A 24,263-nucleotide genomic window follows, 5' to 3' on the forward strand; every position below is an offset into this window, starting at 1 on the left:
ATTAAGGTATTTCTTTTGATCTTCACTTCTCATTTATTTGACCCTACTTAAAGTATCTTAATGAAAAGCAATTATTTCAGTAGCAACACTAAACTAGCATTTCTTTGTTTATTTTCCACTTCGTTACTTGGCTCATGCCAGCTGATGACCAAAATAGGTCTCAGAAAAGATCATTCGGCTACATCTACAACTGTCGATACCACTAAAAAGGACAGTGTCATGGCTTATGCCAGAATTGCTAAAGATGCAAAAATTGATAGCGGCATCTTTAATATCCTTTCAAAAGGCAAAGATTACTATTTTGAAATCCCTCTGAATAAGATGGATAAGGATTTTTTGCTTATCAATAAAATATCTTCGGTACCTTTGGCCCTGAATGAGGCGGGATTGAATAAGGGGATGAATTTTGAAAATAAAGTACTTCGGTTTACAGTTAAGAAAACGCGTAATGAAGTGTGGGTAGGCGAAGCTAAGCCACAGGTAGAAGTACCTCGTGAGGATGCTATAGCAAAATCGGTAGCAGATAATTTTACACAATCATTTATAGAATCCTTTAAAATTGAAAGCTACAATGCAGATTCATCGGCTGTGCTCATCAAAGTCAATAAAGTATTCGACGGAACAGAAAAGAGTTTCAATGATGTGTTTACCAACCTGGGACTGGGTACATCTCCGAAAAGTTCGCTTTCAAATGTGGAGCAAATCAAATCTTTCCGTAATAACGTAGTTGTCAGATCAATTCTGAGTACAAAAGTGACAGAGGGAAACGAATCTATTCCGATCAGTCTGACGGTAACGAGTAATATCTATGAGCTGCCGGATAATAAGATGAAGGCGCGCTTTGCAGATCCGCGTGTCGGATATTTTACTACAGCACGTTGGTATTTTTCGGATGCGCAGCAAGAAATGGAAAAACGGGAACTGGTAACCCGTTGGAGATTAGAACCAAAAGAAGAGGACAAGGCTCGTTATCTTGCCGGTGAATTGGTTGTACCTAAGAAACCTATTGTATTTTATATTGACCCTGCTACTCCAAAACAATGGAGAGAGCAGATTATAGCTGGCGTGTATGACTGGCAGAAAGCTTTTGAGGAAGCTGGTTTCAAGGATGCAATCATTGCAAAAGAAGTGCCTGAGGGGATGGATTTTGATATTGATGATGCAAATATTTCCGCTATTACGTACGCCGCTTCACCTCAGGCAAATGCAATGGGGCCGTCTGTAGTAGATCCGCGGACAGGTGAAATTCTGGAGGCGGATGTCATCTGGTGGCACAATGTAATGACCATATTAAATAGCTGGATGCGTGTGCAAACCGGAATAATAGATACCGATGTGCGCGGAAATTCCTTCTCTGACGAAAAGATGGCACATGCTATCCGTTTTGTTTCTTCTCATGAGGTAGGGCATACCCTTGGTTTAAAGCATAATATGGGATCTTCTCACAGTTTTCCGGTAGATTCGCTTCGTTCGCCACATTTTACAGAAACAATGGGAGGGACAGCGACTTCTATTATGGATTATGCACGTTTTAATTATGTAGCACAACCTGAAGATAATGTCAAAGTAATTACTCCTGTTATAGGCCTGTATGATAAGTATGCTATCGGATGGGCATATCGCTGGTATGACAATGTCAATCCATGGGATGAACTTCCTGAATTGAGAAAAGTAATCGAGACACATCAGCACAACCCGTATTACTGGTATGGAGAACAGCAGGATGGAAAGAATATTGTTGATCCCAGATCCCAATCTGAAGATCTTGGGGATAATGCAATGAAGGCTGGTGAATATGGATTACGTAACCTGAAAAGAACGATGCCTCATATTATCAACTGGACTACAGCTAATGGTGAAGATTACTATCGTGCAGGCAAATTGTATATGGCCGTAATCGGACAATGGTATGCATATGCTGATCACGTACTGAACAATATTGGTGGTATCTATCTGGAAAATCCGGTTATGGGCGATGGTAAAAGTGCCTATGCTCCAGTACCGCGCAATACACAGATAGACGCCTTGAAATATCTAAAAAATCAGGTTTATTACTTACCTGAATGGTTATTCAGACAAGATCTCATTACGAAAACATTTCCATTGAAAGATAGTCCTGTCGGTCCGTTTGAATATGCGCCTTACAATCTGAAGCGTGAATTTCAATACAGCATTCTTTATAATCTGGTTAAGGACGAGCGTCTACTCCGTATGACAGAAATGGAACTGTTGTTTGGGAAAGACAAAGCCTGGAGTGTAGAAGAATTCCTGACCTCGGTGCGTAATGATATTTTCCACAAATCCTTGAACAAAGAAAATCTGGATATAGAGACACGTATGCTTCAGCAAAACTATATTGATGTACTGTTGGTTTCTACCAGCAAGAATATGGAAAAGCTGCAAAGTAAAAAACTTGATTTCGTAGATCAGTTTTTGAAAGAGGCAAGACCGGAAATCTGCCCTATTCATGGAACAGCTCACGGATCGGATAAATCTATCCGCAATGTACATGTTTCTGGTATGAGCAGAACTTCAGAGATGCTGACGAGCAAAAGAGCTGAACTATTTCAGATTCAAGCTTTACTGATGCAGGCACGTAATTCCGGAGATATGGCTACAAAAGCACATTATCAGGATTTATTGGCGAGAATAGCAGGGGTTCTAAACACAAAAAATTAAGCAACACAAACACCTAACATGAATAGAATTTTATTATTTCTTTTATTTTCCTGTGTGCAGTTCGTATATGCACAGGAAGTAATTACGATCAAGGGAAGGGTCCTTGATGCCAGCAGTCAAAATCCGATCAGCGGAGTGACGATTCTGCTGGGTAGCTCTGCAGTCAGTGAAGACACCGGAGTTCCTGGACAGATTCAACAGTCTGCTTTGGGAACTTTAACTGATTCAAACGGAGAATTTCAGTTGAAAGTGCCTAAAAACACTGCTTTTATTACCGTATCATTTGTTGGATATGAAAGCCAGAATGTAAAAGTAAATGGTGGAGAGAAGACCATTTATCTGCGTTCGGAAAATCAGTCTCTGGAAGAAGTTATTGTGACCGGATATACGGACATCAGCAAACGTAAGAATACCACAGCTTATAATAAACTGAAGGTTGATGAGATCAGACAGGCGGGTGTCTCTGGTATCGATCAGTTACTGGAAGGAAAAGTAGCGGGTCTGCAATTGAGTAATCTGAACGGAGGACCGAACAGTGCTCCACAAATCCGTATCAGAGGTACCGTATCAATGAACGGAACGCAGGATCCGTTATGGGTAATCGACGGACTTCCAATAGAAGGAACAGCGCTTCCAAACAGTTTTGATAAGGATAATCTGAATAACCTGACCAACCTTCCTATTGCAGGCATCAACCCGGATGATATTGAAGATATCACGGTATTGAAGGATGCTGCAGCAACTTCTATTTATGGAGCACGTGCCGCAAATGGAGTAATTGTGATTACAACCAAAAAAGGTAAAAAAGGTCCTGCACAAGTGCAGATCAGTGCCAACAGCTTTGTGTCGCAACGTCCGGATTACAATAAACTGAATCTGATGTCATCAAGCGAAAAAGTTGATTTTGAACTGGCTATGGCAAACAGAACCGATCTGGATTACCGTGCAGACAGGGGAGCTGTTGCCCGTATTCTCGCAACAGGAAATGAACTGGATGCATTCAGAAAAGGAGGATTCAGTGCTTTATCTTTGACGAGTCAGGAGGCTATCAATACGTTGCGCAGCCAGCAGACCAACTGGAGAGACGAACTTTTTCGTAATGCTGTCAACCAGCAATACACAGCATCCGTGTCAGGAGGTACAGATGCACATACATACTATATTTCAGGTGGATTTTATGATGAGAAAGCTACAACTAAAGGTGTAGATATGCGTCGTTATTCCCTGACATTCAGCAACAATTTTAATATAAACAGTAAACTTAAGGGAGGATTAAGCCTGCTGGGGTCTGCCACAGACCGACATAATCTGACTCAGGATGCAGACGGGTTTTCCAATCCAAGTAAATATGCACGTACCGTCAATCCTTATTTACAGGTCAGAGATGCACATGGCAATTATGTATATGACCGGGATATAGAAGGGTTTGAAAAGAATACTTATATTCCTTTTAATGTAATTGAAGAAAGAGAAAATACATCCTATTCTCTGGCGAATAAAAGTTTGAAAGCTATTGCCAATCTGGAATATCAGATTATTCCTTCTTTGTCTGTACGTACAGAACTTGGACTTCAGTTTGAAGAAGTAGGTACCGAACGTTTTGGAGATAAAGAGTCTTACTTAACAAGAAAGTTCAGAGAAAATACACGTTATTACGATAGCCAGACAAAACAGTATAAATACTTCCTGCCGGATGGTGGTATTATTGAAAATAGTAACAAAAGTGAATTTCAATACAACTGGAAATCTTTTGTACAGTATAACAAGACATTCAACAGTCGTCATGAACTGGATGTCATGGCCGGTACCGAACTGAGAAGATCAAAAAATACGCTGATCTCGACCAAAGGATTCGGGTTTAATCCGGTAACATTGACGACGCAGAATATTGTATTTCCAAACAGTAACTATCAGAATAACGGACTATACAGACAATATGCGAAAGCAATTGGAGAGACTGCATACGCTTCATTCTATGCCAATGCATCTTATACATTAGACCGTAAGTATAATGTTTACGGAAGTATCCGTTACGACGGATCGAATATGTTTGGCGTAGATCCAAAATACAGATTCCTGCCAATCTGGTCTCTTTCCGGATCATGGAATGCTTCAGAAGAAGACTTTATCAAAGATATAGAAGCGATTTCGATGTTAAAGTTACGCGGATCATATGGTATTCAGGGTAACATAGACCGTAACACATATCCGTTTATTGTCGGAAATTATAACAATTCAACATTATTGCCGGGTACCAGTGAACCTACCATCGTAGTGACTGCACCTGCAAATGATAAACTGCGTTGGGAACGAACTGCTTCCTGGAATGCAGGAATTGATCTGGGATTATGGAAGAACAGATTGGTCGTGACGGTAGATTATTACAACCGTGACAGCAGAGATCTGATTGGTAATAATGATCTTTCCTTAGAGAATGGATTCGAACTTGTACAACGTAACTGGGCTTCAGTCAGGAATGATGGTATAGAACTCTCTGTTTCCAGTAAAAATATCAGCCGGGAACATTTTACATGGTCTACGGATTTCAATATTGCACACAACCGCAATAAGCTGACACGTGTCGTGTCCAATCCTAAGGCATACATGCCGGACGGAAGAGCCGGATACCCGATCAACTCTTTGTTTGTCCTGGAAACAGCCGGACTGGATAAAGATGGTGTTCCGCAATTTTATGGTGACAACGGACAGATTGTTTCTTTCGAGGATTTTTATGAATTGTATGATCCGTGGGCAGATTTTCTTCCCGGATATAGTGTAGCTACTAATTTGAATGCGGCTAAGTATCAGTCTAAGTTTAAATATAAAGGAAGTCTGGATCCTGAGTTTATCGGAGGTATGACTAACCGTTTCAGATACCATAATTTTGATCTTGCCGTATCCGCAATATTTAATATAAACAAACTGGTAAGACGCACTCCTAATTACAATCCTTCGTCACTGGACAGAGGAGCGAATAATACACGTGAAATGTTAGAGGTCGTAAATGGCGGAAGTGTATTACCGGCTTTAGGTAGCTCCAATATTGAGTTGAATGACAGATGGATGGCGTATAGCTGGATGATGGATAATGACCCGCTCAATTCCTTCCAGTTTCTGGATATCTGGTCTAAGAAAATGAGCTATGCACGTATCAACAGCATTCGTTTAGGGTATACTTTACCTCAATCGGTAAGCAAAAAGATCCGTTCATCTAATCTTCGTGTGAGTGTAGAAGGACGCAATCTATTTGTCTTCGGATCAGATTATACCGGATTTTTCGATCCGGAGACTTATGGTAGTAATTATACACAGCCTATATCCAAATCTATTGCTTTTGGACTATCAGCCTCATTTTAATACTTATCAATACGAACATACAACATGAAAAAATATACCACATATCTCTGTCTGTTTTTGATGGGAACAGTTTTCTCATCCTGTGACAAATATCTGGACATACAACCTGTAGGAACGGTAGTTCCTAAGACCGAGGCAGACTTCAGAGCTCTGATGACCAGTGGCTATCAGTCCTTTCCGGATCATAAATCTTATCTGAATCTACGGACAGATGAACTGCAATTAGATGAGAATTCTACGGATCTGACGACAATAAAGGATATTCATCTTTGGAATGATCAAAATCCGGATGCTACGACCTTGCCTTACGCATGGGTAGCCTTTTACAAATCCATTTTTTATGCCAATCATGTTATTTCAAAAGCTGAAGAAGAAGCCGGAAATACGGAAGCTGTTCAGCAGATTCGTGCGGAAGCATACCTGATGCGTGCCTATGCTCATTTTGAGTTGTTGAATTCGTATGCTGAGCAATATAATGCCGCAACAGCTGCGACTGATAAGGGTGTACCGATATCTACTAAGATAGATCTGGAACAAAAATTCCCGGCATCTACTGTAGAAGCCGTATACAAACAGATAGAAGCGGATATGCAGGCAGGAAATACATTACTAAATGTAAATGATCAGCCAACAGCTGTAAAATATAGATTCAGCAAACGTTCCTATTATGCTTTTGAAGCCCGTTTGAGATTGTATAAAGGAGAGTGGAAGCTGGCTATGGAAGCTGCAGAAAAAGCATTAGCAATAAAAGGAGATCTGGTAGACCTTAATAAGTCGGGCAGTCTGTTGCCTAACGATTTTGAATCGGCAGAAATGATTCAGGCCTGGGAAGAGGTTGGAAAATCTAATGTCAGTACATCTACTTTTATTTCAGCAAAATTATTAGGATTGTATAACCAGAAAGATGATTTGCGTTTCTCAAGATACTTTGGGAAACAAGGAAGCCGTAATTACGTTTCTTTAAAAGGTGGAAATATCCGGTATAATGTCAGTTTCAGAAATGCAGAATTATATCTGATTATTGCAGAAACAGCAGCCCGACTGGGAGACAGACCCAAGGCTACAGGAGCATTGACAACATTGTTGAAAAATCGCCTGACGCCAACTTATTTTACTACACGCAGTAATGAACTAAATGCGATGTCAGATGCGGATCTGCTGAAAGAGATTATTGCAGAACGTGCACGTGAACTGGCGCTGGAAGGTCTTCGCTGGAACGATATGAAACGTACAGATCGTCCGGAAGTTATACATACTTTCTTTGGAAAAGAGTTTCATCTTATACAGAATGATCCACGTTATGTGATTCGTTATCCTAAGGAAGCAATTGAAAAAAATCCGGATCTATAGTTATAGCTATGCAGATAGATATCCCCATTCTTTAGAGAGTGGGGATTTTTTTTTAATTTCACGGCATGGCAATTCGGGTACTAATCGTAGAGGATGAAAGCTGGGCTTCCGAGAGCCTGATGGAAATGTTGACGGAACTGTGGAACGATGAGTATACAGCTGTTGTCAAATCCACTGTGCGGGATGTGATCAGTTGGTTATCGAAAAATGAGACTGACCTTATTTTTATGGATATCCACCTTGGAGATGGCCTTAGCTTTGATATCTTTAACCATATCAAAATTCAGACTCCCGTTATTTTTACAACTGCTTTTGATGAGTATGCACTGGAAGCATTCCGTAATCAGGGATATGCTTATCTGCTAAAACCCTTTGAGTTACCAGAACTGAAAGAAGCATTGAGTAAAGTAGAATCTCTTTTACCACGCGAGGAGATCATACCACACTATAAAAACAGATTTCTGGTTCGTTATGGCATCCGGTTAAAGTCTGTTCCCGTTGAAGATATTGCTTACTTTATGGCCGATGATAAGCTTTTGTATGGTTTTTCGGTACAGGGTGATCGTTTTATTGTGGATGATACTTTGAGTAAACTAGCCCCGAGATTAGATCCGGAGTTTTTCTTTCAGATCAATCGTAAATTTATAATACATATCCAATCTATTGGCGAAATGCTAAAGATGAGCCGTAACCGTATTAAACTTCAACTGCATCCCCAGATACTGGAAAATCTGGAGATTATTGTCAGTGAAGAGAAGTCCCATGACTTTCAATTGTGGCTTGACAAATAATTTACTGAAGAAGTTATTTGAGTCTGAATTTTTTATATTTTCTTCTGCTATCTTCAAATTGTCGGATATCATCTGGTTAAAATGGTATCGGAGAGACTCCCGGTAGTTTTGTGCCGCTTCTGTATACAGCTCAAGATCGAGTTGTGCACTGCCCAGATGCTCATATAGCCCGGCTATAACATCATCTGTGACGCCTTCCTGCTGGGGCAAGGCCAGTATGGCGTTATTAGCATAGAAAATAGGCCTTTCATTTTCTGTCAAATGGTAAGAACAATGTGTTGCCCAATATCCACACCAAAAATCAGCATAACCCATAGCAACGCTTTGCTCAAAACAGTCAAAAGCTGCTTCCACTGTACACATTGTATAAGTGCCTCTTCGCGGTCAGAATTAAAAATCTCATTGTATCCAAAGCTATAGCCCGAGTATAGCCAACAGATCCGGATTAGGGGAAACTTTAGGTAAATTAATGAGGGTATTATATAACTCCTTTAAAGCTGTATGGTTTTCCGGAAAACAGTGTCCCTGTATCCAGTTTTTGGCTACAACTGCATAATTTCCATTCTGAAGGGCCTGCCAGGCTTCCTGTTGTATCGCTGTTCTCATTTTATTAGGGTAAAATCTAAAAATAACAGGATTAGAAATGAAACAGCTGACTTGCTTACAATTCGTTACAAATGGTTTATGATTCGTTTAAAAACAGGCATATTACTGTAGATTTAAAAGGAAGAATAATCTTTTTTTAATCTTATTCAGACAAAATGATAAATCATCCTATCAGGAAATAAAAATGTATCAGATAACAAACCTAATTAAGGAAATTTATACAGGTTGATTAAAGGTGAAATATTTTCTTAATTATTTAATTTAGCTGTATATTAAAAATGAATTATTATAGATTATAACTGCTTTATATCTTTAGCATATAAATATTTCTACTTCACTATTAATTTGATGATTTTTACTTTATCAATTTCTTTATTAATTTGTGGGCGGTAAACTTAAATTTCTAACCTCAGTTTTGCATGAAAGATTCTATCACACAGAAGCAGATTCTACTCGCATTGACTAATGGAGATGAGCATGCTTTTGAGGATATTTATGAGCAGTATTTTCAATCGGTATATATTTTTGTGTTAGCTTATGTCAAATCTCCGGATCTGGCCCAGGATATCTGTCAGGAGATTTTTATGAAGGTCTGGAACAAGAGAGAACAATTTGCTCAGGTGCTGTCTTTTAAGCATTATCTTTTTACACTGGCCAAAAATCACACCCTTAATCAACTGCGAAAAATTTCCCGTTCTAATGCATCTTTGCAGGAAGTATTACGCTATTACCCGATCGCCGAGCAAACTACCGGAAATAATATACAACAAAAAGAATACGAAAAGTTTATTGAGGAAGCATATGAAAAATTGTCTCCTACAGCCAAACGCGTATTTACATTATGCAGGGAACAGCAAATGACTTATGATCAGGTAGCTGAAGAAATGGGATTTAGTCGTGATGCTGTCAAAAAATATATGGTTCAGACTATGAAAACTTTCAGGTCTCTGCTATCTGGCCCATTGGATATACAGGTTTGTCTGTTTGTCTGTATGACAATCGATTCTATTTTTTTTTAATAAAATTTAGTTTAGGAGGTACCCTATATCCTCTTAGCGGTGTCTTATATTAAAAGGCCCTTATTCTACACCTTTTTATAACCAATTTAATGGATAATAATAAATTCTACAAACAACTGGTACAACGTTATCATTCCGGAGAGGCAAATGAACAGGAAATAGCTTTATTTCTGGATTTGCTAAGAACGGGTCAGCTTGATGACATTATGGAAGGGCATATGAATGCGCAATTGAACATAGCTCCGGCCAGTCAGCAAAGAATTCATTTTTATACTTTTTTGAAATATGCAGCTGTCATATTGGTATTGATGCTGGCAGGAGGAGGCCTTTATTATAAACGTTACCAACAGGACAGAGAGAATGAAATCGCAAAAATGAATAATATAGGTCCTGCTACCTCAAGAGCAATGCTGAAGTTAGCAGATGGCCGAAATATTATATTGGATTCTACTTTTGGAGAGCTTGTCGTCCAGGATAGTACTATTCTGGACAAATCAGGTAAACTGGTTCATGAAGGAGAGAATGAGTTATATGAAGTCAGTGTACCCAGAGGAGGTACATTTCATCTGAGTCTGAGTGATGGCTCTAAAGTGTGGCTGAATTCAGGAAGCTCCCTGAAGTTTCCTCAAAAATTTGCTGCTGATTTGCGCAAAATTGAGTTGAAGGGAGAAGCATTCTTTGAGATCAGAAAACAGTCAGGTACTAATGGCACACGTATACCTTTTGTCGTACAGACCGCAAAACAAACTATTGAAGTACTTGGAACCAGTTTTAATGTAAAATCCTACGGGCAGGAAAATGAAGAATCCACCTTATTTACCGGAATTGTAAAAGTAAAAAATAACAGTACAAGTCATGAAGCACTTCTGTCCCCGGGTAACACTGCTACTCTCGAAGAGAATGGCCAGATTAAGATCCGAAAGGCCGATCTGGAAGAAATTGCCAGCTGGCGATCTGATGCATTTGTTTTCTACGAAACAAATATAAAAGAGATTTTAAATCAGTTAAGCCGCTGGTATAATGTTGATATTGTATTTGTCGGATCTTCTGATTATCAGTTTAATGGATATGTACAACGAAATGTTTCTTTGGGTGAGGCTTTGGAAACATTAAAAGGAACAGGAGAACTGGATTACCAGTATAAAGACCAGAAAGTAATTATAAACAGAAAAAAATGAAGTAGCCTATGCGGATATAATCGATAAAAAAAGAAAACGGTGAAGTTCGAGCAACACCGTTTAAATTTAGTTTAATTGACTAAAATAGAGGTAGTCAGTATTAATCAGTTAAAAACCAAATCAACCAAATGTATGAATTTAATCATATTATTCAAACAGTCTTTTGGCCTGAAATCTCCTTATGACAGGCCATTCACAGGAAAGTTTGTACTTTATATCAGATACACCTTCCTGTTTTTATGCCTGATCTTATGTCAGGTTCACAGTAAAGCATATTCTCAAAACATTAATCTTTCCTTTAAGAATGAAAAGTTGGGTAGAGTATTAAAATCAATCAGTCAGCAGAGCGGATACAGAGTCTTTTATAACAGTGAACTGTTAAAAGGAACAAAGCCTGTAACCATAGATGTAAAAGCCGGTACCTTACAAAAAGTCCTGGATATTGTTTTTCTCAATCAGCCTTTAAAGTATCGTCTGGAAGGAAAATCTATTCTTATTAATCGGGAGAGTTCAGCACCCAATCTCTCTGTCCATGCTGCATATGAATCCCTTCAGGAGACAATTACCGGAACAGTCACTGACAGTACAGGAAACAGTCTTTCGGGTGTCACGGTAAGAGTAAAAGGAACAAATAATATTACATCAACAGATGCACAGGGGTATTTTAAGCTGACCGGATCAAAGCAAAATAGTATAACACTTGTGTTCTCTTATATAGGTTATCAGACAAGAGAAAGTATGTATACAGGCATACCTCTGCAAATTGCCTTGCAGCCGGATATTGCTGATCTTGCTGAAATCGTAGTTATCGGATACGGAACAGTCAAAAAATCAGATCTTACAGGATCTGTTTCAACCATTTCAGCCAAACAGCTGACTCAGGTAAATGGCGTTTCCAATGTGGCACAGGCATTACAGGGGCATGCACCGGGAGTGCGTGTCAATCAGGCTTCCGGTCAGCCCGGGGAAGGAATGAAGATACAGATACGGGGAACAAACTCTCTTGGTGCAAATAATGATCCGCTATATGTCGTAGACGGTATGATGTTGGACGGACTGACTGCACAAATTAATATGGATGATGTAGAAAGTGTCAATGTATTGAAAGATGCGTCTTCTACAGCTATCTATGGATCCCGAGGGGCAAATGGAGTGGTGATGATCACCACAAAGAAAGGTGCCGCAGGAAAGACAAAAGTCTCCTACAATAATTATTTCGGAACACAGCGTCTGCGTAAAAAGATTGATGTTATCAATGCGCAGGATTTTGCTACCCTTCAGAATGAAGTGGCTACTAATGACGGGAAACCATTGCCCTGGACACAGACGCAGATCAATGATCTGGGAAAGGGTACGGATTGGCAGGATCTTGTATACCGGACAGCTCCTGTACAGACACATAATCTGAGTCTGAGTGGAGGTAATCAGGATACTAAATATTTCACTTCATTCGGCTACTTTGATCAGGATGGTATTATCCGTAATTCGGGATTTCAACGTTTGTCTCTTCGTACCAATATTGATCATAAGTTGTTTGAAAAAATTAATCTGACAACCAATTTGAGTATTCAAAATTCAGCTTATGACCGTGCACAATACCAAAGTGCGGATGGTAGCGGAGGAATTCCCTGGTCTTCAATGGTATTGCCTCCTACTATGCAGGTGTATGATGCCAATGGCAATTATACTAAATTCACCGGAGTATCCTGGGGAGAGACTAATCCGGTCGGCATATCCGAAAACTGGAAAAATAGAAATAACAGCTTACGTCTTATCGGTAATGTGGCCCTGTCGTATGAGATACTGAATGGGTTGAAATTAAAACTAAGTGCAGGACTGGATCACGCATATAATAAGCAGGATACGTATTACCCAGGTAATATTAGTCTGGGCCAACGAACTGTAGACGGAAAACCTGTATTTGGTGTTGGTTCTAAGAATTACGGTAGTTCTTCTACCTTTATCAATGATAACATTCTGGAATATCAGAAACAATTCGGAGATAAACATAAACTGGATGCATTGGTTGGCCTGACTTATCAGACCAGTAGGAACGATGGATTGAATAGTGGTACCGGAGTAGGCTTTGCCAGTGACACCTATGAAACATCAAATATTCAGTCTGCCATTACCAAAGCACTTCCTTCATCTTCATTTGGTGATAACAGGTTACTTTCCTATATGGCCAGAGCTAATTATTCCTATGCAGATAAATATTTCCTGACGGTATCCGGAAGGAGAGATGGTTCATCCCGTTTTGGAGCAAATAATAAATATGCTTTTTTCCCTTCAGCTGCAGTTGCCTGGGTAGTATCACAGGAGGATTTTTTAAAGGATAACCCAACTTTATCACTTCTGAAAATCAGAACCTCTTATGGAGAATCAGGGAATCAGGCTATTGCTAACTATCAGACACTCGCTAATGTTTCCGGGACGGATGCAATATTTAATAATCAGATAAATACAGGATTTATTCTGGCTGCACTTGAGAATGCAAATCTGAAATGGGAGACAACCCGCCAGTATGATATAGGACTGGATATGGGATTGTTTAACAACAAAATCCAGATCGTAGCCGATTATTATAACAAACGTACCAAAGATCTGTTGTTGAATGTTACTTTGCCCGGATCTGGTGGATTTGGTTCTGTATTGCAGAATATAGGTGTGGTACAAAATAAAGGTTTTGAATTTCAAATCTCTGCTCAGCCACGGTTGGGAGAGCATCTAAGGTGGAATCCTTCATTTAATATCTCCTTTAACCGTACCAAAGTACTGGATATGGGGACGGATGCTTATGGCCGGCCGGTTACTTTCAAAGAGATCGGAACAGGAGGCAACTGGTTTCCGACGATTGTAGGTCAGTCCATGATGCAATTGTACGGATATACGGTAGAAGGGGTTTATCAGACCGATCAGGAAGCCATTGCTAACGGAGAGCCGTCAAAGAAAGCCGGAGACTACAGGTTTAAGAACTGGGATGGTCAGGGTACTGTCAATGATCAGGAAGATCGTACTGTATTGAGTCGCCTGGAACCTAAGTTTACGTTTGGCTTCAACAACGGATTTACCTACAAGGATTTTGATTTCTCTTTTATGATAGTAGGTAGCTATGGTAACGATATTGTGAACGAATTCAGGAAGTATAACATCTCGCTCAATGGCAACTGGGCACCTACACAGGAAGGTTTTGATAACCGTTGGAAAGGAAGTGGGCAGGGGAATACATTTGACAAACCAGGGGCAAATAGCGGTAGTCCGATACGGGATTATGCGAACTCCCTATGGGTAGAAAACGGATCATATCTGCGCTTACGCGATATTACGCTGGGATACACATTGCCTTTGCGTGTTACAGAGAGAATCCGTATGGCTAAGGTAAGGATATATGTGAGTGCGCAGAATTATCTGACGATAACCAATTACAGTGGTTTTGATCCGGAAGTTTCCTGGGCTTCTGCATCTGTAAACGGATGGGACAGAGGTAACTATCCGGCGACTAAATCAATTACAGCTGGTATCAGAGTTGATTTTTAAATTTTAAGGACATGAAAACGATATATAGTATATTCCTGTTACTTTTCACATTTCTGATACAGGGTTGTGAAAGTACATTGGTTGAAAAACCTCAGACAATTTTAAATCCGGATCAGTTTTTCCTGAATCCAGGAAATTATGAGGCTTCTGTAAAAGGCATCTATAGTGGTCTGCCCTTGTATGTTACTTTTACACACGAAATGATCACTGATCTGTATGCGACTCCTTCTGCACAGGCAGAACAGGCGCTACCGGTTTATAATAATCAGCCGACACCTTCTTACTATAATGCACGAAGTGCATGGAACGGCCCTTATTCAATAATCAAAAATGCCAATTTCATCTTAAAGTATTTACCGAATGCGCCGATAGGAAGCGCACAAGTCACAAATTTAACTGCCGAAGCCCGCTTTTTGAGAGGTTATGCGTTCTTTCAGTTGGTACAGCTATTCGGAGATGTGCCTATGCCTTTGAAGGTTGCAGAGGATTACAATGGCTTAAGATTGCCCCGGACACCTCAGGCAGAAGTGTATACGCAAATACTGGAGGATTTACTTTTTGCGGAAGCTAATCTTCCGGAGAATGCTCCACAGCAAGGGCGTGTGTATAAACTGGCTGCTACCGCGCTTCTGGCACGTGTATATCTCACCATGGCTGGTAATCCGTTGAATCAGACGAAATACTTTGCCGACGCATTGAAAAAATCTACTGATGTCATTAAATCTGGTAGATTTACACTTGTGGCAGATTATGCAGAAGTATTTCATAAACTAGCCTATACGACAGAATCTATCTGGGACAAGCAATATGTAGCAGACCGGGGAGGTAATTTCCTGCACGGCAGTTCCTGTACAGCGCCAGGATTTACACCTACATTAGTACCATCTGCCAATTTTATTAATAGTTTTCCAAAAGGAGACCGACGCCTGTCCTGGGGAATTATGATTAATTATCCGGCTCCGGGCGGTCCATTGGCGAGACCGTTTTTTCATAAATTTGTAGATGCAACACTGATTGACAGAGGGATACTTCCATCAGGCTCACTTGTGTCGTATGCAATCCCTATGTTGCGTTACGCAGAAATGTACCTGATTGCGGCAGAAGCTGAGAACGCAATCAACGGACCGGCACAGGCGTATCAGTATATAAACGAAATACGTAAAAGAGCGAGGTTGGACAAGAATGATCCGACACATGTGCCGGATCTGCAAAATTTGAGTAAAGAGCAGTTTCAGCAAGCCGTGTGGAAAGAGTGGGACTGGGAAATGCATGAGGAAGGTTTATCCTGGACGACAATGAAACGTACCAATACATTCAATCGTATACAACAACAGAGAGGAGCGACATTGACTGTTCCTGTCGGACCCTATAATCAGACCTGGCCTATACCGATTGAAGAAATAATTAACAATAATATTCCTCAAAACCCTCTGTATCAATAAATATTTTTAACTTTAAGTATGAACTACGCCTTAACTTTTATGCCCCGTTTGTTAGCATTATATATTGTATGTGCTGTCGGGGGAGTTGTGACTGCAAATGCACAATCCACAACAGTAAAAAAAATATATGTAGCCAAATCTGGCCGGGATAATAATCCCGGTACAGCAACACGGCCATATGCTACTCCAAATACGGCATTGAAGGCGGTATCAAAGTTGAAAAAGAGTGGATACAAAGGAACTGTTGATGTCATTATCAACGGAGGGACTTACTATCTGGATACACCCCTAGATTTAAGTCATGAAGAGTCGGGAACAAAATCTGCTCCGCTAACGATCCAGTCTGCTAAAGGTCAGCAGGTCGTGCTTAGCGGGGCTATCCCTTTACATCTGCAATGGAAAAAGGGAGAAAAAGGAATCTGGACAGCTCAGGTGCCTAACGGTTTACGCTTTCAAAGCCTCTATGCTGATGGTAAGGCACTGGTAAGGGCCAGATATCCAAATTATGATCCCACTATCCTTCCGTTTCAGGGCTATGCCGCAGATGCTATCAGCCCGGAACGTGTCAGCAAATGGAAAAATCCGGAAGGTGCAATTGTACATGCACTCCATATCGGGAGATGGGGTGGTTTTCATTATCGGGTAACGGGAAAAGATGCGGACGGTAAGTTACAGATGGAAGGAGGACTGCAAAATAACAGACCGAGCAAGATGCATGATACATACCGTTATGTAGAGAATGTATTTGAAGAACTGGATGCACCCAATGAATGGTATCTGGACGAAAAAACCTCCACGTTGTATTATTATGCTCCAAATGGAAAAAATCCGCAACAGCAAAAGTTAGAAGCCCCGGTATTAGAGAATATTATAAGCATATCCGGCAGCAAAACAAAGCCAGTGCATGATATTCATGTGAATGGAATACATTTTGTACATACAGCTCCAACTTTTATGAAGACCGATGAGCCTTTGTTACGTAGTGACTGGACCATTTACCGGCAAGGCGCTGTCCGGATAGCCTATGCGGAACGCTGCCAGATTTCAGGGTCCGATTTTTATGATCTGGGTGGAAATGCTGTATTTGTCAGCAACTATAACCGCGAGGTGGTGATATCAGATAATCTTATCGAACATATAGGTGCGAGTGCGATCAGTTTTGTCGGTAATCCCGATGCTGTGAGATCTCCTGCATTCCATTATGAAAAATTTGTTCCGGAAGCGGATATGGACACTATTAAAGGACCCAAATCGGATGACTATCCTTTGAATTGTGAAGCTAGTAATAACCTGATCAGACATATTGGTCTGATTGAAAAACAGGTAGCTGGTGTGCAGATCTCTATGGCGTCAGCTATTCGCGTACTTCACAACACCATATATGAGGTTCCAAGAGCAGGTATTAACGTAGGAGATGGGACCTGGGGAGGACATGATATCGCACATAATGATGTATTTCGTACGGTGTTAGAAACCAGTGATCATGGTGCATTTAATTCCTGGGGAAGAGATCGGTTCTGGCATCCTAATCGCGAAGAAATGAACCACCTGGCTGCTGCACATCCGGATTGGGTGACGTTGGATGCTGTCGCGCCGACATTGATTCGGAATAATAGATTTCAATGTGATCATGGATGGGATATTGATCTGGATGACGGATCTACCAATTATCAGATTTATAACAATTTATGTCTGAGTGGAGGTCTGAAACTCAGGGAAGGGTTTTACAGAACAGTTTACAATAATGTTATACTCAATAACGGATTTCATCCGCATGTCTGGTTTAAAGATAGTCATGATGTATTCCGGAATAATATTTTGATGCAATCTCATCAGGATATACAAGTCAGGTATTGGGCTGATACAGTAGATTATAACTATTATACAAATATAGATGACCTAAAGAAAGATCAGGCGAAAGGAGTAGAGCAGCACTCCATCCTGTTGGACGGTACGTTTGCAGATGCTCCTAAAGGAGATTTCAGAATTAAGGACAATATACCTGCAGGATTTAAAAACTTTGATATGTTGGATGTAGGTGTGACAAGTTCACGATTGCTTGTGAAAGCTGCCAAACCCGAAATCCCTGCTCTTGCAAAACAAAAAGGAAATCAGGGCAGCCAGATTGTGAAGTGGAACAACGGAGAATTTAAATCAATTGAAACTTTAGGTGAACAGTCTGCAGCAGGATTACCTGCTATAGCTGGTGTATTGGTTGTGAACCTGTCAGAAAACAGTACGCTATATAAAAGTGGTCTTCGTGTAGGTGACGTTATTGTTGTCTGTCAGAAGACAGCGACCAATAGTGTAGATGATTTTATACGAATAGCTAAAAGAGATGCATATACCGGTCAGTTAACAGTCACGGTTTTCCGAAATCAGGTAAAACAGGATTTTACAGTAAGGCTCTGATATTGCCTGTTATTTTCACACTAATATTTTATAGACACGTCATTACCAAATGGAATGACGTGTTTTTTTATTGCTTGCTGCAGTTTTAAATCCTTGATTTAATTTAATGCTGGGCGCACGTCGCAAGAGTACGTTAGCAAAAGTAAACTTACTTAAGTATAATGTTGTTTTATTTATTTTTACCAATATGATTTGTAGTTTTTTTTCTACTTTTTTAAAATTATTAATTTGATTTTGTTTAATTTCGTATATCAATTTTAAAATTACATTTTTAGAATTTAAAAAGGCTCTTTTTATCGTAAACCAACTTTTGTAATAATTTTCACCTTCTTTTAATGCTAAATAATTTTCTTTTATACATGCTGTTTTACAGTAAATGGCAACCGGTTGCATGTTGTATTTGTTAATGGGGTTAATATTTTGTTATTTTCGTTATTATCTAATAAAGAAATGAATTTTCAATACTAATCGGTTATGACTATGCATAAAATTTGGGATGATTCTACTTTGATGACCGAATTGAAGAACAGCAATCAAATGGCATTCAATGCCATTTATTTTCGATATTCCGGACTGCTTTATCGTTATGCCTTTAATATTATTAAGGATGAAGATGAATGTTCAGATGTTATTCAGGAAGTTTTCGTCTGGTTGTGGGAAAACAGGACAAATCTCAATATTCTGAATCTCAAAAATTATTTGCTGGCTGCAGTAAAATATAAATTGATAAGGGTTATAAGCTCCGGTAAAAGAAAAAAAGAAATTCTGGACAAAGCAGTCCCTGTTAATGAATCAGATACCACAAATGATCTGGAATTAAAAGAACTTCAGCAGGCAATAACGGATTTTACAGCAACTTTACCGGTACGTGCAAGAGAAACATTCCAGCTTAGTCGAGAACAGTATCTTACTAATAAGGAAATAGCCCTGGAAATGGGAATATCGGAAAAAACAGTAGAAGCACAGATGACCATTTCGTTGAGAAAGCTCAAACTCTATCTCAATAGAATATTTTAATTTTTTTATATCCGCTTAGGGGATAGCCCTTCTTCATGGTACTTACTGGTATATAACCAATGTATAGCTCTGAACTGTACAGCACAAAGTAATGACCAATAAAAATAATATTGACGAGATCATTTCAAGAATTGCCGAAGGAAACTATTCGGAAGAAGACTTGCGTCAATACAACACCTGGTGTAATGTGCAACAGCGCAGAGGGGACAAATCGGATTGGTCGGATCAGACAGATGCCATATTTCGTTTTGTCAAAAAAAGAATCGCATCGAAACGTCAACGATATATCTCCGCTTCGTTAGTAACTATTGCTGCAGCTTTGTTATTATTCCTGTTGATTAAAATTCTTTGGGAAGAGAATAAGAATACAGATGAAGAGGACAGAATTACCCTGAAGATTGAGCATCAGATCCCGGAAGGATTTGACGGTGTTGTGCTGACGTTATCTAATGGTGATACGGTACACGTGACATCAGAGATGAAGCAGGATCACTTCGTACAGAATACGAGCATTACTACTATTTCTGCGGATCATACATTACATGTCTCCGATGCTCAATCTGGTAAAGGGAAGAAGGAAGTCAGCTATAATACACTGGCTACATCCCGAGGTCAGCAATTTCAGATTACACTATCAGATGGTACAAAAGTGTGGTTGAATGCCGCTTCTTCTATCCGTTATCCACTTAGTTTTTCTCATCAGAAAGAAAGGAAAGTAGAGTTTACCGGTGAAGCATATTTTGAAGTAGCAAAAAATGCAAAGCAACCTTTTATTGTGGCATCACGTAGTCAGCAGGTCAAAGTCCTGGGTACACATTTTAACATCAACTGCTATGCAGATGAGCCTTTGGTCAAAACAACATTGGTAGAAGGAGCGGTAGAAGTCAATCAAAAAGTTATACTTCTTCCCGGAGAACAATCCCGCATCGATGATGCGCATCATATCAGCAAGCGAAATGTGGATACGGATGTGGTGACTGCATGGAAAAACGGCTACTTTGAATTCCGGAATGAGAATATCTATGAAATCATGCGCAAAGTTACACGCTTCCACAATATAGAGGTCGTGTATGAAGGAATTATCCCACTAGAAGGGATGAGTGGTCAGATTCGGATCAAGGATGATCTTGCAAAAATACTGGATATTCTGGGCTCAACAAAGCTCCTTAAAATAACATACAAAGATAATCTGGTTTACATCCGTAAAACCTGATATAAACATTCACACACACTAATTATTATAAAACTTAATGTAAAGCTATATGGAAGATAAAGATTACTAAACTTATCAAATCAGCCGGGTAAAACAAGGTTTGTCCGTCGCAAGACATTTTTCTGCAGATAGGAAATGTAAAATTAAAATATCCAATTTTCTAAATTATAAACCAATATGAGGAATACTATTTTTGGGCTAAAAAAGCCCGATCCGGCTCTATCGTTTAAAGCTGTTCGTCATTCCGGATACAAGTATCTGATGAATGCACTTATTCTGATTTCATTACTTCAATTAAATACAACTGCAACTGCAAGTGCACAAAAAATATCACTCTCCGAATCCAATACTTCCGTTGAGAAAGTTGTCAAAACACTGAAAGCTAAAACAGGATATGACTTCTTTTATGTAAATAGTCACCTGACCGGTACATCTCCGGTCAGTATACATATCAAGGGCGGATCTATAAAGGAAGCACTTGATGAGCTGGTCAAAAATCAGCCGTTAGCCTACGAAATAAAGGGAAATACAGTCGTCTTGAGACGAAAAGAGTTAACCAAAAATAAGGAAGTCCCTGCCAAGGCAGTTAAATCGGTATCTGTAACAGGACATGTAAAGGATGAAAACGGACAACCTCTGGCAAATGTCGTGGTACGGGTCAAAGAAAACAATAATACGGTACAGACAGATGCTTCGGGTAAGTTCACCATAGATGTGCAACCGGGACAAACACTTATTTTTCGTCATATCAGCTATGCGTCAAAAGAAATCATCTATACCGGACAGTCTCCACTTGATGTGCAGCTTTCTGCTGGTAATACGGAAATTTCTGAGGTGACAGTGATCGGTTATGGAGCCATTAAATCCAAGAATGTGACAGGATCTATTGCCTCTGTTAAAATGAAGGATGTAAACGTTTCCACCAATACCAACTTTGTACAAGCCATGGCGGGTAGGGCTGCCGGCGTAACTGTAATGTCTACGTCCGGACAACCTGGTGCTGCGGCCGATCTGCTCATAAGAAGTAACGCCTCATTTGCTTCGGAAGGACCACTTTATGTTGTGGATGGAGTAATTATTAATGATGCGTCAGGAGAACCAGGCTCAGGAACGAGATATGGAAGTTCGGGAATAAACAGATCTCCGCTAAACTTCCTGAATCCAAATGATATAGAAACTATAGATATCTTGAAAGATGCCAGTGCTACAGCGATTTATGGAGCCAGAGCTGCTGGTGGTGTTGTACTAATTACTACAAAGCGAGGAAAATCCGGAAAACCAACCATTCAATATGATGTTAGTAATGCTTTTCAAAAGTCTATTAAATATTATGACTTAATGAATACGTATGATTATATGACGCAAACGAACAGAATTTCGTATGAACAATGGTTGTCGGACAACAAAATCGGAATATATGGAGGCAAGGATCCTGCATCAGTGAAACCTTTTGTTCCTGTATATACGCAGGATCAGATTAATAATCAGCCATCTTATCAAAATGCTTTTGATGCCATTATGCGTCCGGGTCTTACGGCGCAACATAATATTTCGGTTTCGGGAGCTGTAAACAGAACCCAGTATTATATGTCCGGCAACTATATGAATCAGAAGGGAGTATTGAAAGGTTCTGATTTTAGAAATTTTTCCGGAAAGCTATCCATAGATCAGGCAATATCAGATGCTTTTAAAGTAGGGGTAAATATTATTATAAATGGTTCTAAAGCTAACAACGGAAATATTGGGGATGGTTTATATGAAAACTCCGGAATGATTGGTGCCGCTTTCTATCACCCACCAACATTACCATTTAAAGACGACAAGGGTAATTACATTATCAACCCTAAATATCAAAATACACCGAACCCCTTATCTTATCTGGAAATTACAGATTATACCAATTCGAACAGATTATTAACCTCTGGATATGCCGAATGGATTATTATTTCGGGACTAAAAGCGAGAGCAAGCCTTAGCTATGATCAAAGTACTGCCAAAAGGTATAATTACCTCCCGACAACATTCTTATACGGAGCCAGAGCGGGAGGAGCCGGAAGTATCGGAGAAGCCAACTCTCAAACTCTCTTAGCAGATTATACCTTAAGCTATGTTAAAACTTTTGCAGAAAAACATAAGATTAACTTACTTGCCGGACATTCTTATCAGGTTAATACTAAGGACGGTTTTTCTGCTGCTAACAATAATTTCCCAACCGATGCTTTTACGACCAACAGCTTAGGCTCAGGCGCAGCACCGCGTCCCGGAGCAGGGTCTTATCGTAACCCAGACAGAATATGGAAATCCTATTTTGGGCGGGCTATTTATGAACTGGATGACAGATATATCCTGACAGCTTCTATCCGTGGAGACGGAGCATCCCATTTTGCTGAAAATAAAAAATGGGGGATTTTTCCCGGATTTTCTGCCGCCTGGATTGTTTCAGAAGAAAACTTCCTGAAGGATTACAAAACGCTTAGCTTTCTAAAATTAAGACTGGGGTATGGAGAAGTGGGGAATTCAAACATTACCCGAAATGGTGCCTTATCGAGCGCATTTACCTATTATTCTTTTGGCTATAATGCTGTATTTAATAACACCCAATATCAAGGTGTTGGTATGTCTCAATTAGCCAATCCAAATCTTACCTGGGAAACACAGGCAGAAAAAAATGTTGGTATCGATTTTGGATTGTTTAACAACAGAATTACCGGTACAGTAGATTATTATCGAAGAAATTTCCGAAATTTATTGACTACCATATCATTGGCAACTGACTTCTCTGTTTCTGCGTATGCAGGAAATGCGGGAACAACAAAAAGTACGGGATTCGAATTTAGTATCCAGACCAAAAATATTCAAAAGCCTGAGGGTTTTAACTGGAATAGCACATTCAATTTTACCACTTTCAAAAATATGTGGGTAGAGCGCTCACCAGAAGCTCTTAAAACGCTTGCCAGATATATTAATCCAACCGGAAATTTCAATGAAGTATATGGTTATCTGTCGGATGGCATTTACGATCCTAATAAAATGGATGCTCCGGCATGGATGCCAAATATTAAACCTGGAGAGATTATTGTAAAAGACATTAATAGTTACGATGCTAATGGTTATCTGACTGGGAAACCCGATGGGAAAATCACCAATGCAGATATGACAGTTATCATGGATAATTCTTCCACAGCTCCCCGCTATACTTTTGGGTTTAATAACGAGTTCAGGTATAAAAATTTCGATTTATCTATTTTTGCCTATAGTGCTATACAGAAAAAGCAAAACCGAGAACTAACGATGGGGGGATATGGGAGTCTAGTAGGTTTTGGATGGAATGCATTGAATGGTATAAAAGATACATGGTCTCATGATAACCCAAATGCAACAATACCAACTGCTATTAATACTACCTATCCCTTCGGTGGATCCTCTGACTACTTCATTGAAGATGCGAGTTTTATCCGTGTAAGAGATATTGCCGTGGGTTACAGATTTTCGGAAAGTTTATTGGAAAAACAAAAAATATTAAGTAGTGTAAGAATTTTTGCTTCTGTACAGAATCCTTTTGTAATAACCAAATTCAGAGGTATAGACCCGGAGCTTAAAAACTTCTATTCTTATCCTATTGCCAAGTCCTTTATTGTGGGTGCTAATATTACTTTTTAAAT

The 24,263-nt window shown here is 39.6% G+C and carries 14 protein-coding genes; 12 read left to right on the forward strand and 2 right to left on the reverse strand.

All coding sequences use genetic code 11. From position 1 onward, the window contains the following. Positions 1 to 60 precede the first annotated feature (60 nt). The 4 genes from B4B65_RS11255 (at position 61) to B4B65_RS11270 (ending at position 8,177) form a co-directional block, all read left to right on the forward strand. A complete protein-coding gene (locus tag B4B65_RS11255) occupies positions 61 to 2,679 on the forward strand; it encodes a zinc-dependent metalloprotease (protein WP_293915706.1) in 2,619 nt (872 codons plus the stop codon). A gap of 18 nt (positions 2,680 to 2,697) precedes the next feature. Then, on the forward strand, positions 2,698 to 6,036 hold the full coding sequence (locus B4B65_RS11260) for a SusC/RagA family TonB-linked outer membrane protein (RefSeq protein WP_293915707.1): 3,339 nt from the start codon (positions 2,698 to 2,700) through the stop codon (positions 6,034 to 6,036). Between the two features lie 24 nt (positions 6,037 to 6,060). Then, entirely contained in the window at positions 6,061 to 7,386 is a 1,326-nt protein-coding gene (locus B4B65_RS11265; protein WP_293915708.1) for a RagB/SusD family nutrient uptake outer membrane protein, read from the forward strand. 65 nt (positions 7,387 to 7,451) lie between these two features. Further along, entirely contained in the window at positions 7,452 to 8,177 is a 726-nt protein-coding gene (locus B4B65_RS11270; protein WP_293915709.1) for a LytR/AlgR family response regulator transcription factor, read from the forward strand. Between the two features lie 414 nt (positions 8,178 to 8,591). Here B4B65_RS11270 and B4B65_RS11275 read toward each other — a convergent pair whose 3' ends face one another. Next, positions 8,592 to 8,783: a hypothetical protein gene (locus B4B65_RS11275; protein ID WP_293915710.1), complete on the reverse strand. Its 192-nt coding sequence runs from the start codon at positions 8,781 to 8,783 to the stop codon at positions 8,592 to 8,594. 419 nt (positions 8,784 to 9,202) lie between these two features. Between B4B65_RS11275 and B4B65_RS11280 the strand changes: the two genes are divergently transcribed. The 5 genes from B4B65_RS11280 to B4B65_RS11300 all read left to right on the forward strand — a co-directional run bounded on the left by B4B65_RS11280 (position 9,203) and on the right by B4B65_RS11300 (position 18,371). After that, positions 9,203 to 9,802, forward strand: a complete 600-nt coding sequence (locus B4B65_RS11280; RefSeq protein WP_293915711.1) for an RNA polymerase sigma factor — start codon at positions 9,203 to 9,205, stop codon at positions 9,800 to 9,802. An 89-nt stretch (positions 9,803 to 9,891) separates the two neighbouring features. Then, on the forward strand, positions 9,892 to 10,980 hold the full coding sequence (locus B4B65_RS11285; protein ID WP_293915712.1) for a FecR family protein: 1,089 nt from the start codon (positions 9,892 to 9,894) through the stop codon (positions 10,978 to 10,980). Positions 10,981 to 11,112: 132 nt separating this feature from the next. Then, positions 11,113 to 14,517 carry a TonB-dependent receptor gene (locus tag B4B65_RS11290; RefSeq protein ID WP_293915713.1) on the forward strand — a complete coding sequence of 1,135 codons (3,405 nt, stop codon included), beginning with the start codon at positions 11,113 to 11,115 and terminating at the stop codon, positions 14,515 to 14,517. 11 nt (positions 14,518 to 14,528) lie between these two features. Further along, a complete protein-coding gene (locus B4B65_RS11295; RefSeq protein WP_293915714.1) occupies positions 14,529 to 15,959 on the forward strand; it encodes a RagB/SusD family nutrient uptake outer membrane protein in 1,431 nt (476 codons plus the stop codon). Between the two features lie 18 nt (positions 15,960 to 15,977). Further along, positions 15,978 to 18,371: a PDZ domain-containing protein gene (locus tag B4B65_RS11300; RefSeq protein ID WP_293915715.1), complete on the forward strand. Its 2,394-nt coding sequence runs from the start codon at positions 15,978 to 15,980 to the stop codon at positions 18,369 to 18,371. A gap of 42 nt (positions 18,372 to 18,413) precedes the next feature. Here the strand turns inward: B4B65_RS11300 and B4B65_RS11305 are convergent, their stop codons facing one another. Beyond that, positions 18,414 to 18,764, reverse strand: a complete 351-nt coding sequence (locus tag B4B65_RS11305) for a hypothetical protein (RefSeq protein ID WP_293915716.1) — start codon at positions 18,762 to 18,764, stop codon at positions 18,414 to 18,416. Positions 18,765 to 18,851: 87 nt separating this feature from the next. On the opposite strand from B4B65_RS11305, the gene B4B65_RS11310 reads away from it, so the two are divergent. From B4B65_RS11310 to B4B65_RS11320, 3 genes are all read left to right on the forward strand, one after another. Beyond that, positions 18,852 to 19,388 carry an RNA polymerase sigma-70 factor gene (locus B4B65_RS11310; RefSeq protein ID WP_293915717.1) on the forward strand — a complete coding sequence of 179 codons (537 nt, stop codon included), beginning with the start codon at positions 18,852 to 18,854 and terminating at the stop codon, positions 19,386 to 19,388. A gap of 91 nt (positions 19,389 to 19,479) precedes the next feature. Continuing rightward, positions 19,480 to 20,601 carry a FecR family protein gene (locus tag B4B65_RS11315; protein ID WP_293915718.1) on the forward strand — a complete coding sequence of 374 codons (1,122 nt, stop codon included), beginning with the start codon at positions 19,480 to 19,482 and terminating at the stop codon, positions 20,599 to 20,601. 177 nt (positions 20,602 to 20,778) lie between these two features. Beyond that, positions 20,779 to 24,261, forward strand: coding sequence for a TonB-dependent receptor (locus tag B4B65_RS11320; protein WP_293915719.1), 3,483 nt, complete (start codon positions 20,779 to 20,781; stop codon positions 24,259 to 24,261). Positions 24,262 to 24,263 lie beyond the last annotated feature (2 nt).

The sequence above is a fragment of the Sphingobacterium sp. UBA5789 genome (assembly GCF_002418355.1).
In the GTDB taxonomy this organism is placed as follows: domain Bacteria; phylum Bacteroidota; class Bacteroidia; order Sphingobacteriales; family Sphingobacteriaceae; genus Sphingobacterium.